Origin of the sequence: Shewanella sp. ECSMB14101 (genome assembly GCF_000773485.1) — a bacterium.
In the GTDB taxonomy this organism is placed as follows: domain Bacteria; phylum Pseudomonadota; class Gammaproteobacteria; order Enterobacterales; family Shewanellaceae; genus Shewanella; species Shewanella marisflavi.
Window position 1 is genome coordinate 191,883 of sequence record NZ_JSFF01000005.1, and the last position, 12,591, is coordinate 204,473.

A 12,591-nucleotide genomic window follows, 5' to 3' on the forward strand; every position below is an offset into this window, starting at 1 on the left:
TTATCCCTTTGCTTGTTTGTATCATCGGCTGAAATTAGACTGACGCAGCTGCTCGTCCGCCTGGCGAAATGTGGCCTTAGCCTGCTCTGCGGTGCGCCCCTGAACGATCAATCCCAGTAACCGTTTAATCGAGGGCGACTGTCTCAAGCTGTTCAGGCTGTAGGGCAGACGACGCTGCCAGTTGGCATATTCCTGCCAGGTACCGGGAATATTGACCCCATGGCTTTCACAGCAGAGATCCGCCAGCTGCACGCTAAAGAGGCTGGAAGCAGACTGTGCCGCCACCTCAACCCAGGCGGCCAATAGCTGCAGATAATCTTCCTCTAGCTGCCCCTTGGCGCCATTGACGGTTAGCCAACTGAGCAGCTGCTGACGCTCTTCGTCTCGCAAACCAATTGCCTGCGCTAACGCCTGGTCACTGTCGATGAGTCCCAGCTGGCGTTTTAGTTGCAGGTCGCTCTTGGCCCACCAGGCCTGCAGATTGGGCACATCATGATTGGCCAGCATCATTAAACTGGCCGCCTTGTGTTCACCGGGCGGCTTAAAGCTTTCCCCATGACGGCAAAAATAGAAGAGCTCGTTGGCATAGATCCCCGCCTCGCCGAGTTTGGCGCGCACCTCATCGGGCACTATGCCTAAGTCTTCACCTATCACCACACAGTTGCGGCGCATGCTCTCAAGGCGCACAATCGCCAGCAAGGTATCCAGCGGATAGAACACATAGGCGCCAGCGCCATCGGATTGCTGACTCGGCCACCACCAGAGTCGCAAAAGCCCCATCACATGATCTAATCTGAGTGCGCCGTAATAACGCATGTTGCTGCGGATCAGCGCAATAAACTGACTAAAGCCGGACTGAGCCATGGCGATAGGATCGGGCGGTGTCAGCCCCCAATTTTGCCCTTTGGGCGCAAAATCATCTGGCGGTGCGCCTATGCTGGCCTGCTGGCAATAGAGTGAAGCTTTATGATTCACCTCGGCGCCATCGCCGCGCACACCTACCGCCATATCGCCTATCAGCCCTATGCTCATGCCTACGGCAATGGCATGGCGCTGGCAATCGATAAGCTGGCCGTGAGCAACAAACTGCAAATACTGATGAAAACCTACCTTTGCCGCCTCACTTGCTCCATGGGACTCTGCCTTAATCGCCTCTAGCTCGCAGAAACTCAAAAGCGCCTCTCCCTCCTGCGCAATAAACTGCTTAAAGGCCTTTTCACGCGCTCCGCCACTGCCGAGCACATCGCGGCAAAACACCCGATACAGGGCGTTAAACAAACGGTATTTCAGCTGAGTTAATTTGGGGTAATCGAGCCAGTCATCGCGGTTAAGCCGCTCTCTATCTAAGGCACAGGTTTGTAATAAGGCTGTGATCTCGTCCGCCTCACTCACCGATTCAATATGAATATAGAGCGGATTTAGCCTGCGTCTGTCACTGGGGCTATAAGGGCTGATATAGGCCTCCTCCTTATTAAAGGAATCGCCTAAGGCGTGTAGCGGATTGAGTTGAATAAAGTCACAGCCATAATCACTCAACCAGGCGATCAGACTGTTAAGATCGCCAAAATCGCCTATCCCCCACTGGCTCTCACTGCGCAGGCTATATAGGGCAATGCTGATCCCCCAAGGCTTACTCCCCTCGCTAAGCTGCTTGGCCTTAGGCGGTGCCAGCAGCAAGGTGCCATGGTGTGCTTCGCTATCCCAATCTACGGGCTGTGACCCTGGCTCGGTGCAGCAAGATAATCTGTGATAGCCCATGGGAAGCGGCCGCTCAGCATTGATAAAGGGGGCTAGCGAGACACGATAGCGATAATAGGCATGTGAGTCGTAAAAATAATCACCGACCAGCTCAAGATCTCCGAAGGGAATAGTCAGTTCGATAGGCGTACCCGCCTCAGTGATGATACGCACCCTAAGCTCCCGCGACCAATGACTTGGCAGGGAGATAATAAAACTTGGCGCCGACAGGCTGGCATATTGAAACGGCGCCAGCGGCCGCTGCCATGGCGCGACATCCAAGTCATAATTACGCTGATTGATGGCGTCCTGGTTGGCACGAACAAACGCCTCTGGACTGAGTTCTTCACAGTTAAACTTAGGCTGCTGGCACGTACTCAACATGCAGGCCAGTATACCGATACGATCGGTCAAACTATGCTGCACTGTCCGTCCAGAGTAGTCGGTATAGCCTGCGCCCACGCCCTGCAAATAGAGTAACTTATCTAAGCTCATCGCCGATTTCCCTGCACGTCATCAAACCGCCCTAATATCCTGAGCAGTAAACATGCCAAACACAGGTAACAAGTTGACGACAGATTTATGTCAATCAGGTGAAGCGTTTTAAGCGATAAAAATCATAAAGTTAATAGAATACACTCCACACATTCGCGCAAAGTAACCTGGAAGTGATGAATGAATCGACAGGAATGCTTGCACAAATATTGTGCAAGCGAACTAATTCGATGCAGCAAATCTTGGTCAATCCGGTTTAACCCAAAATAACGCTGAACAGGTAAATTGACCTTATTTCAACCTTTGAAAGTCACAGTTATAGATTTTCAAAACTGAAAATCCATCAAATTTCGTATTTGTCATAAATTTACAATTTTAGTTGTACAGATCTAAGTTCTCGCCATCCTTTAGGCTATCCAACCCCTTTTTACGAGATAGATCACACCTTTGGAGCAACCTGATTGGTACTTTAGTTACCAGAAAAAGATAACAACTTTTAACTTTAAGCATAAAAAGGTGATTTTATGGCTGCTAAATTTTTTATCCCATCCGTTAACGTATTAGGACAAAATGCAGTTGACGACGCCATTGGTGATATAAAAACCCTAGGCTTTCAGCGTGCGCTGATCGTCACCGACAAGCCACTGGTAGAGATAGGCCTGGTTGGCCAGATCGTCGAGAAATTCGGCGCGGCGGGTATCACATCGACTATCTTCGATGGCGTGCAACCTAACCCGACCGTAGGTAATGTCGAGGCGGGTCTGGCGCTACTTAAGGCAAACGACTGTGACTTCGTGGTATCTCTGGGCGGCGGCTCACCACATGACTGCGCCAAGGGTATCGCCCTGGTGGCGACGAATGGCGGCAATATCAAAGACTATGAGGGTCTGGATATGTCGGCAAAACCTCAACTGCCGCTGGTTGCCATCAATACCACGGCAGGTACCGCCAGTGAGATGACACGTTTTTGCATCATCACCGACGAATCGCGTCACATTAAGATGGCCATCGTCGACAAGCACACCACACCTATCCTATCGGTCAATGATCCTGAACTTATGCTGCTCAAGCCTGCTGGCCTGACCGCCGCAACAGGTATGGACGCCCTGACCCACGCCATCGAGGCCTATGTGTCTATCGCGGCCAACCCTATCACAGATGCGTGTGCCATTAAGGCGATTGAGCTGATTAAAGCTAACCTGGTGGAAGCGGTAGAAAATGGTCAGAGCCTTGAAGCCCGTGATCAGATGGCCTACGCCCAATTCCTCGCGGGTATGGCCTTTAACAACGCCAGTTTAGGTTATGTTCATGCTATGGCCCACCAGTTAGGCGGCTTCTATGACCTGCCACACGGTGTCTGTAATGCCCTGCTGCTGCCACACGTTCAGACCTACAACGCGCAAGTGGCCGCGCCACGTCTAAAGGATGTTGCCAAAGCCATGGGGGTCGATGTTGCCGGTATGACTGATGAGCAAGGCGCAGCTGCCGCTATCGAAGCAATCAAGGCGCTGTCTGTCGCGGTGAAGATCCCTGAAAACCTAACCATGCTGGGCGTTAAAGCCGAAGATATTCCAACATTAGCCGACAACGCATTGAAAGATGCCTGCGGCCTGACGAATCCAAAACAGGCAACCCACGAAGAGATCTGCCAGATCTTTACTAACGCACTATAGATAGTCCAACGGTTTAGAATTTCTCCCTGCAAACTGAAATTCTGCCAAGGCCCACCATTGGTGGGCCTTTTTAATGGCGATGGCAAATGAAGACTTTAAGCGGAATAAAGCGTGCCGATACAGCTAAGTTTACTAATAGACGCAAAAAGTCAGCTTTTTCGATGTTTTAAATATAAAAAACCAGCACTAATAGCTAAATGCTCTTTTTACGTCACACTTTCGGACTAGTCCATTTGGATACATCTGTTATAAACTGATGTCAGCTCGCTTTTTCCCTGCAAAGATTCAGCTAGCTAAAAGGCTCGCTGCCCAGATTGGGCGACGAGCCTTTGTCTTATGGCGAACTATTACGAATCTTGGCACTAAGCTCCCCCATCAATACCAACAAGGACGTAACTTTTTTATTACCATAAGCCAATGAAAGCATTGCGATATAAGTTTAACGTAGCAAATAACCACTCTGATAATGAAAATAAACCCTAGGCAAATGGCTAAAGTGTGTTATCGTAGCCGGGCTCTGTTGTTCAGGGTTATTAGTTAAAAGTATCAAGTAAAAGTCAAAACCTTAGTCAAATCTGCTACATTTTTGTCCTCAGTTTTCCCTTAGCTTCATCGTAATACTTAATAATTCAACGGCTCGGCATACCGCAACGTCGCGGTTTTTAAATGAATTAAATAAGGGACAAATATGTCTAATACAACTGGTACAGTTAAGTGGTTTAACGAAGATAAAGGTTTTGGTTTCATCGAGCAGGCAAATGGCGGCGCAGACGTGTTCGTACATTTCCGTGCTATCGTATCTGAAGGATACAAAACCTTAGCCGAAGGCCAAAAGGTTTCTTTCGATGTTGAACAGGGTCAAAAAGGCTTGCAAGCGACGAACGTAGTTCCAGCTTAATTGACTGCTTGATGAAAAAAGGCGACCTTAGGTCGCCTTTTTTGTGCCCAGATTTTAGCATTTAGCTATTGGCTCGCCTGATGTTCCCCTTTCAAGCGTTCACGCAATCTCTGCATAATCACATAAAACACAGGTACTAACAGGGTACCTACCAATGTTGCCGCCATCATGCCACCAAAGACAGAGTAGCCCAACGCCCGGCGACTCCCTGCTCCGGCGCCAGTGGCAATCACCAAAGGCAATACCCCCAGCAAGAAAGAGAAGGCCGTCATCAGCACCGCGCGAAAACGCAATCTGGCCGCAGTTTCTGCCGCATCCAAAATACTCTTGCCCTCTTCCCTGAGTTGCTTGGCAAACTCGACGATCAAGATGGCATTTTTACAGGCCAGGCCGATCAAGAGTACTAAGCCTATCTGAGCATAGAGGTTAAGCTCACTTCCCACTAACAAGATATTGAGGAAAGCCCCTAAGATGGCAATAGGCACCGCCAACATCACCGCAAAGGGAATACTCCAACTCTCATATTGCGCCACCAAGAACAGGTAGGTAAACACCAGCGCTAAGGCGAAGATCACGGGCGCCAGGTTACCCGCCTTGATCTCCTGATAAGTCTGCCCTGTCCACTCAAACTTATAGCCCGAGGGCAGAGATTGCTGCGCCGCTCGTTCCATCGCAGCAATGGCGTCACCCGAGCTATAACCGGGCGCAGGGAAACCGTTGATGGTGGTCGAACTAAACATATTGTAGGCGTTCATCACATCCGGCCCCAAGATAGGCGTCACCTTCACCAGGGTACTGAGGGGCACCATCTCACCAGTGGCGGAGCGCACATAAAAATTAGCGATATCCTTGTCAGAATTTCGAAACTCCCCTTCAGCTTGCAATATCACCCTAAATACCTTACCAAACCGATTGAAATCGTTGACATACATAGAGCCCAGCATGGTCTGCATGGTCGCGAAGATCTCGTTTAATGAGATCCCCAGCGCCTTTGCCTTGTCGCGATCCACATCCACAAACATCTGCGGTACATCGGCACGGAAATTACTGAATGCCATGGCGATTTCGCTCTGCTCGTTGGCCTTCATGATCAAGGCCCGCATCACGGCAGCCAGCTCCTGTGGTGAGCGTCCTTGGGTATCTTGCAGCACAAACTCAAAGCCACCTACGCTACCCACCCCGGGAATAGGTGGCAGAGAGAAGGCCATCGCCTTCACCGAAGGATTGGCGGCATATTTTGCCTGTAGTCTGGCCACAATAGCAGCCTCGACCATATCAGGCGAGCTGCGCTCCTCCCAGGTGGACAGGGTCACAATCATCAAACCACCATTGGAAGAGACTGAACCGGTTAAGATACTAAAGCCACTGGCATGAATCACATTTTCAACCCCGGGCTCAGCAAACGTCTGTGTTACCAGCTCACGCATCACCTCCTCGGTACGGTTGAGCGATGCCCCATCGGGTAGTTGAATGTCCACCATAAAGGCTTTCTTATCTTCCATGGGCACAAAGCCTGAAGGCAACACCTTGGCAATCCCCCCCGTCAGGCCAATAAGACAAACATAGGCTACGCCGACCAACACCAATTTACGCACCAGAGAGGAAACCAGCTTCATATAGCTGCCGGTAAAACGCTCGAAATAGCGGTTAAACAGATAGTGAAAACCTTGTGTATGCGTCTTGGGCGGCTTCAACAAGGAGGCACACAGTGCCGGACTCAGGGTAAGCGCATTGACCGATGAGATCAGCACAGAAATACAGATGGTCACCGAAAACTGGGCATACATCTGCCCCGTGATCCCCGGCATCACAGCCGTGGGCGCAAACACCGCCAGCAGCACTAAGGTGGTGGCGATAATCGGTCCTGTCACCTCTTTCATCGCCTTGGAGGTCGCTTCTGCTGGCGAGAGTCCCTCATCTTGCATCAGACGGGTCACGTTCTCCACCACCACAATGGCGTCATCCACCACGATACCAATGGCCAAGATCAACGCGAACAAAGAGACGGTATTGATACTCATGCCAAAGAGCAGAAGAAACGCAAAGGTACCCACCAAGGAGACGGGAATCGCGATGCCTGGCACTAAGGTTGAACGCCCATCTTGCAGGAAGATAAACACCACAAAGACAACCAGAGCGATGGAGATAAAGAGCGTCTGAATCACCTCTGTAATTGAAGTCTGAACAAATTCAGTGGTGTCATATAGCACCTTGTATTCCAAATCGTCCGGGAAACGGCTAGCCAGGTTCTCCATCTCGTCCTTGATCGCCGCGGCCACATCCAGCGCATTAGCGTCAGGAGCCTGATAGATGGCGATAATGGCCGACGGTTTATTGTTCAGCTTGCCCTGTGCGTCATAGGTTTGCGAACCCAGCTCGACCCGAGCGACGTCGGAAACGATCACCTTAGAGCCATCGGGGTTAGCACGAATCATCACCCGGCCAAACTCCTTGGGATCCTTAAGGCGTCCCTTAGTCTGCAGGGTATATTGAAACTGCTGATCGGGATCCACAGGCGCGGCACCGATACGACCGGCCGCAACCTGAATATTTTGCTCTTTCAGGGCGGCAATCACATCGCTGGCAGTCACGCCAAAACTGGCCATATTGTTAGGATCCAGCCAGATACGCATGGCGTAATCCAGCGCACCAATCACCTGTACCTTAGAGACACCATTTTGCCTCGCCAGCGCATCTTTAACGTTCAGGCCGGCATAGTTAGTAATAAAAAGGGAATCAAAGGTCTCATTGGGTGATACCAGGTTTACCACCATTAAAATGTTGGGACTTTGCTTTTCGACTTTAACGCCCTGGCGCTTAACCTCCTCGGGCAGTCTGGGCATGGCCTGCTGCACCCGGTTTTGCACTTTCACCTGCGCCATATCGGCATCGGTGCCCACATCGAAGGTGACATTAAGTGAATAGCTACCGTCGTTGGCGCTCTTGGACTGCATATAGAGCATGCCTTCGACGCCGTTGACCTCTGCCTCAATAGGCTGAGCTATGGTGTCTTTGACAATATCGGCGCTGGCCCCCGAATAGCTAGTGCTCACATTAACCTGAGGCGGCGCTATCTCGGGAAATTCGGCGACCGACAAGATAGGAATAGAGATTAAACCTACTAAGGTCAGCACGGTCGAGATCACGAAGGCAAATTTTGGCCTATGAATAAAAAACTCACTGATCATAATGACTCCCGATTAGCCATTGTTGACATCTTGAAAAGGCACAACCTCTTGTTCAACGGCATTGACCTCAATCCCGGGGCGGATCTTCTGTAGACCATCCACCACGATACGCTCTCCCTCATTGAGACCACTCAGGACACGCCAATCGACACCGAAACGATTACCCAGTTCAACGACCCGCTTCTGCACCTTATTTTCATCATCCAGTACCATCACGAATCGGCCTTGCTGATCTTCCTGCACTGCTGCCTGAGGGATCAAAATGGCCTGCTCACTGATGGGCGACTCTATCACTAAGGTGACAAATAGACCTGGCAGCAACAATGTGCTGTCATTCTTAAAGGTGGCTCTGAGTTCTAGCGTGCCGGTCGCTGCGTCGACTCGGTTACTGACAAAATCGATATAACCTGTCTCCTCAAACATGGTGCCATTGGGCAAACGTAACCTTATGACAATATCCGACAACTCAACCTCATGCTTAGCCGCCTTGGCAAAATTCTGTTTAGCGGAAATGATGGTTTTTTCGGCGACCTGAAAATTAACCCACATGGGTTATAACTGCACCAGACTGGCCAGCTCGGATTGTGGCGTAATGATATCGCCCTGACTCACTTTGGCACCACTGATGCGACCAGAGATTGGCGCATACACCTTGGTATAGCTTAGCTGTAACTCGGCGGCTTTCACTGCGGCCTCAGCCTGAACGACGCCCGCTGCTGTGGTCAATTTTCGGCTGGTGAGCTCATCCATATCCTGGGCGCTGATCATGCCATCGGGCAACAGGCGACTTCCTCGCTCCCAATTCATCACCGCCACATCTCGCGAGGCAACCGCCTGTTTAAGTAGCGCCTTTTTCTGCGCCAGCTCAGCTTCAAAAGTAGAGGGGTCTATCTCAAACAAAAGATCCCCCGCCTGCACATCATCCCCTTCGACAAAGCTCCGCTTTAACAACTGCCCCTGGATCTGGGATTTGATCACCACATCTTCCGAGGCGCGCGTGCGCCCCACGATCTCTGTCTTAGCCCTGATCTCCTTCAGCTCTGCAGTATTCACCACCACACTGGGCAATACCGCGGGACCGGGAGCTGGCGCCTTGCCGCAACCGGTCAGCAACAGTGCCCCCGTCACCAGAGCAAACCAAGAAAAAGATGATACATTTCTAGCAAACATTAGGGCCTCCAGAGCACCAAGCGACAAACCACGGATAATATCTATCAGACGGCAGACAGGTTAGATTGCCAAATTAAAGTCTTACAACTGCTTATCATATTAGTAACAAGCTAATGCTTTAACCAGGAATAGCAAGTGCAATTAGCTGACCTAGTTAGCATTTTCATCAAGTTTTCGACTGGGTATGACTAGCCATCATGGGTGATTGAAACAGCAACTGGCATAGCAGGGAAAGAGGAGCAGCCTCCATTAGCTGATGCTTTATTAAGCAAATGGCAAAACGCGCTTAAAAGTGAGACACAGCACAAGGTTATGCCTTAGCCCATCGTGCTACAACAGGTTAAGGGTCTCTCCACTAGACAAAGTGTATCCGGACAGGCCTGGCGAATAAATCTTGACCCTAAAGAAATGCAGTGCCTATGATGGCCCTTGTATCCATAATCAGGAAGGTAATTTATGACAGCCATTTCCCATGTCTATAACTACACAGTTAGATGCCCGCACGTTAAGGATCCCGCCCACCCAACTACCTGGCAAAACCATATTGAATTCAATCAGTCATGCGAAATAGGCCTCAATCGCATCACCAAGTGGCACGATAGATCTGGCCACCGAATCTTCGAACAAGATGGCTTTATCGTGAGAGAAGCCGATGGTGAAAGCGCCTACTTCTCCATGCAGAGCGACCGACTGAAAAATGATGGCCACATTTTGGTGACCTTTAAGATCTTCATGGACGATGCGACCAAGGACAGCTCGGTGCAGGAGATCATGGTGCATCTGATCAAAGACTATCATCAGAGGTTATCTAAGCTAAACTCCATCGCTTAGCCATCCCTCCAGAGCCAGACCGCACAAGATCTGGCTCACATTTTTCTGGTTACAAAACAATCCAGATCACATTTATCGTGCGCCAGAATGTGATGCACACCGACATAAAACGAAAAAACTAAAATTACAAAACATTAAAATACAACAGCATATCTAACAAAAGATTTGTTTTCGGTCCGTTATCCCCACCATCCCTGGCTAATTGCCAAAATATCACCACAAGCTTACACTTTTCTAAAATTGAAACAGTTCTTTCTGGCGTATTACGTCAACCTAGCCTCAACTTAAGTTTAAAATAGGAGCAACAACCTCATGGGTGCAGTGGCCAATATCGTCATCGTCGGCGGTGGTGCAGGTGGAATGGAGATCGCAACCAAACTGGGTCGGAAACTCGGTCGTAAGGGCAAGGCAAAGATCACCCTTATCGATTGCGCCGACAGTCACATCTGGAAACCCCTGCTCCACGAGGTCGCCACAGGCGCATTGGATATCGGCATAGACGCCATCAGCTATCGCAGCCACGCTGCCGCCCATGGCTACCACTTTCAACAAGGTGCCATGACAGATATCGACCGCGAGCACAAACAGGTGATCCTGGCGCCGATTAGCGATGACAAGGGCAACGAACTCCTACCGGCAAGACGCATCGACTACGATTACCTGGTGCTGGCCATCGGCAGTATCGCCAACGACTTTAATATCCCCGGCGTAAGGGAACACTGCGTCTTTCTCGACAACACCGAACAGGCGATGCAGATACGCACCATGTTGCTTAACAAGTTCATGCGCTATGCCAGCCATCATCAGCTGGACGATAAGATCAAGATTGCCGTAGTTGGTGCTGGCGCAACCGGAGTCGAGATGTCGGCCGAGATGCACCACGCCGTGGAACAGCTTAGCGGCTTCGGCTACAAGATAGATACCAGCCTATTAGAGGTCACGCTGATCGAGGCGGACTCGCGCATTCTGCCCAAGGTGGAGAAACAGGAGATCTCACTGGCGGTGACCAAGCAGCTCAACCAGATAGGTGTTCGGGTCATGACAGGTACGCGCATAGACAGGGTCGAAGAAAATCAACTGCATACCTGCGATGGCCAGACCATTGCCAGCGACATGACTATCTGGTCTACCGGGGTCAAGGCTCCGGACTTTATGCGCGACATCGGCGGTCTGGAAAGCAACCAGATTAACCAGGTGATGGTGAAGCCCAATATGCAAACTACCCGAGATCCCTATATCTTCGCCATCGGCGATTGCGCCGCCTGCCCACAACCAGACGGCTCCTGGGTACCACCAAGAGGCCAGTCGGCGCGCCAGATGGCGCTAATGACCGCCGATAATATCTGTTTGATGTTAGCCGGAAAAACGCCTAGCAAGGAGTATCTCTACAAAGATCTCGGCTCTCTGGTCAACCTGTCTAAGTTTCATACCGTTGGGAATTTAATGTCCTTTATCGGTGGCGGTGTTCTGGTTGAAGGTAAGATAGCCCGCTTCGTCTACACCTCGCTCTACAGACGTCACCTGATTGAGCTGCATGGGATTTTTAAAGGCACTCTGCTGATGTTCGCCAAGGGGATCAGCCGCATCATTCACCCCCACCTCAAGCTGCACTAAGTATCAAACAGCAAGGTATCAAGCACTATGCACCAATGACCACCAATGGCCTCCCTCATGGGAGGCTGTTACTCTTAGCGCTTACAGGTTAAAATAGGGTTGCATTTGTAACTAAGAGATCATTATGAAAAAAATTATTAGCGCTATTATGATCCTTGGCGCCCTCTCGGCTTGTGCCGAACTTAAAGACGCCGGTCGTACCATAGGCCAGACGACCAAAGAAGTCACCACAGATATCGGCCACGCCACCCGCGACACCACTAAGGCTATTGGTCACGCCTCACGCGATGCGGTTAAATCGGTAAAAGAAGATCTCAGCAAAGAAAACTAGCGCCGACATAAGTACCAGCGCTAGCAAAAGAAAAAGATAACAAAGGGCAGTTAATGCCCTTTTTTATTAGGCGGCGTTAGCACGTATACCGTGGGGCTTAGGCAAGCCGCTCTCATCCACATTGACAAATATCATCTTGTTTATAGTCACCACAGGCAGTCGTGTCACCTTGTTGCGCACCTCACAACAGACGGTAATAGAGCTCACCCCTGCGCTAATCAACTCTAAGCCAAACTCAATCACATCACCCTGACGGGCCGGGGTCATAAAGTTTATCTCAGAGATCAATTTGGTCACTATGCTTTGACTGTTCATCTGACAGGCAGCAAAGATAGCCGCCTCCTCGTCGATCCAACTTAATAGCTGTCCGCCGAACAATGCATTGGCGGGGTTTAAATGTTCAGGTTTAATAAACCGACGGCTGTAATATTTCATTTCAGGCTCTCCCTTCTGAATTCACCCTTTAGCCGTACAAGAAACAGACCAACAAATAAAAATAAATACAAACAACAACTTAGAAAACAACACTGAATAATCAACTCACTATTTTAGTGCTTGGTGCACCAAGTTAATTCAAAGGTAGCGCCTTGGCTTACATCTTAGCTTCATATAATTGCAATCAAAATTCATCAATTCTGTCATCTGCATCCCTGA

At 50.1% G+C, this 12,591-nt stretch carries 8 protein-coding genes and 1 pseudogene; 5 read left to right on the forward strand and 4 right to left on the reverse strand.

Going from position 1 to position 12,591, the window contains the following annotated elements:
- Positions 1 to 21 precede the first annotated feature (21 nt).
- Positions 22 to 2,232, reverse strand: coding sequence for a 4-alpha-glucanotransferase (malQ, locus tag NY07_RS06955; RefSeq protein ID WP_052125535.1), 2,211 nt, complete (start codon positions 2,230 to 2,232; stop codon positions 22 to 24).
- A 524-nt stretch (positions 2,233 to 2,756) separates the two neighbouring features.
- Between malQ and yiaY the strand changes: the two genes are divergently transcribed.
- Both yiaY and cspE read left to right on the forward strand, forming a co-directional pair.
- Complete coding sequence (gene yiaY, locus NY07_RS06960; RefSeq protein ID WP_033538610.1) at positions 2,757 to 3,905, forward strand: L-threonine dehydrogenase; 1,149 nt, start codon at positions 2,757 to 2,759, stop codon at positions 3,903 to 3,905.
- A 688-nt stretch (positions 3,906 to 4,593) separates the two neighbouring features.
- Positions 4,594 to 4,803, forward strand: coding sequence for a transcription antiterminator/RNA stability regulator CspE (gene cspE / locus NY07_RS06965; protein WP_033538611.1), 210 nt, complete (start codon positions 4,594 to 4,596; stop codon positions 4,801 to 4,803).
- A 65-nt stretch (positions 4,804 to 4,868) separates the two neighbouring features.
- Here the strand turns inward: cspE and NY07_RS06970 are convergent, their stop codons facing one another.
- Positions 4,869 to 7,991, reverse strand: a complete 3,123-nt coding sequence (locus tag NY07_RS06970; protein ID WP_033538612.1) for an efflux RND transporter permease subunit — start codon at positions 7,989 to 7,991, stop codon at positions 4,869 to 4,871.
- A 12-nt stretch (positions 7,992 to 8,003) separates the two neighbouring features.
- Positions 8,004 to 9,161: pseudogene (locus NY07_RS18870) on the reverse strand (efflux RND transporter periplasmic adaptor subunit).
- Between the two features lie 456 nt (positions 9,162 to 9,617).
- On the opposite strand from NY07_RS18870, the gene NY07_RS06980 reads away from it, so the two are divergent.
- The 3 genes from NY07_RS06980 to NY07_RS06990 all read left to right on the forward strand — a co-directional run bounded on the left by NY07_RS06980 (position 9,618) and on the right by NY07_RS06990 (position 11,937).
- Complete coding sequence (locus NY07_RS06980) at positions 9,618 to 9,992, forward strand: hypothetical protein (protein WP_033538613.1); 375 nt, start codon at positions 9,618 to 9,620, stop codon at positions 9,990 to 9,992.
- A gap of 312 nt (positions 9,993 to 10,304) precedes the next feature.
- The gene (locus tag NY07_RS06985; RefSeq protein ID WP_033538614.1) at positions 10,305 to 11,606 is read left to right on the forward strand and encodes an NAD(P)/FAD-dependent oxidoreductase; all 1,302 of its coding nucleotides are present in this window, start codon (positions 10,305 to 10,307) and stop codon (positions 11,604 to 11,606) included.
- Between the two features lie 124 nt (positions 11,607 to 11,730).
- A complete protein-coding gene (locus NY07_RS06990; protein ID WP_033538615.1) occupies positions 11,731 to 11,937 on the forward strand; it encodes a hypothetical protein in 207 nt (68 codons plus the stop codon).
- A 66-nt stretch (positions 11,938 to 12,003) separates the two neighbouring features.
- Here the strand turns inward: NY07_RS06990 and NY07_RS06995 are convergent, their stop codons facing one another.
- Positions 12,004 to 12,372 carry an acyl-CoA thioesterase gene (locus NY07_RS06995; RefSeq protein ID WP_033538616.1) on the reverse strand — a complete coding sequence of 123 codons (369 nt, stop codon included), beginning with the start codon at positions 12,370 to 12,372 and terminating at the stop codon, positions 12,004 to 12,006.
- Between the last annotated feature and the right edge of the window lie 219 nt (positions 12,373 to 12,591).

What these genes read in the sequence shown, in the direction of transcription:
- malQ (WP_052125535.1), bottom strand. Translation starts at nt 2,232, where the DNA reads ATGAGCTTAGATAAGTTACTCTATTTGCAGGGCGTGGGCGCAGGCTAT.
- yiaY (WP_033538610.1), top strand. Translation starts at nt 2,757, where the DNA reads ATGGCTGCTAAATTTTTTATCCCATCCGTTAACGTATTAGGACAAAAT.
- cspE (WP_033538611.1), top strand. Translation starts at nt 4,594, where the DNA reads ATGTCTAATACAACTGGTACAGTTAAGTGGTTTAACGAAGATAAAGGT.
- NY07_RS06970 (WP_033538612.1), bottom strand. Translation starts at nt 7,991, where the DNA reads ATGATCAGTGAGTTTTTTATTCATAGGCCAAAATTTGCCTTCGTGATC.
- NY07_RS06980 (WP_033538613.1), top strand. Translation starts at nt 9,618, where the DNA reads ATGACAGCCATTTCCCATGTCTATAACTACACAGTTAGATGCCCGCAC.
- NY07_RS06985 (WP_033538614.1), top strand. Translation starts at nt 10,305, where the DNA reads ATGGGTGCAGTGGCCAATATCGTCATCGTCGGCGGTGGTGCAGGTGGA.
- NY07_RS06990 (WP_033538615.1), top strand. Translation starts at nt 11,731, where the DNA reads ATGAAAAAAATTATTAGCGCTATTATGATCCTTGGCGCCCTCTCGGCT.
- NY07_RS06995 (WP_033538616.1), bottom strand. Translation starts at nt 12,372, where the DNA reads ATGAAATATTACAGCCGTCGGTTTATTAAACCTGAACATTTAAACCCC.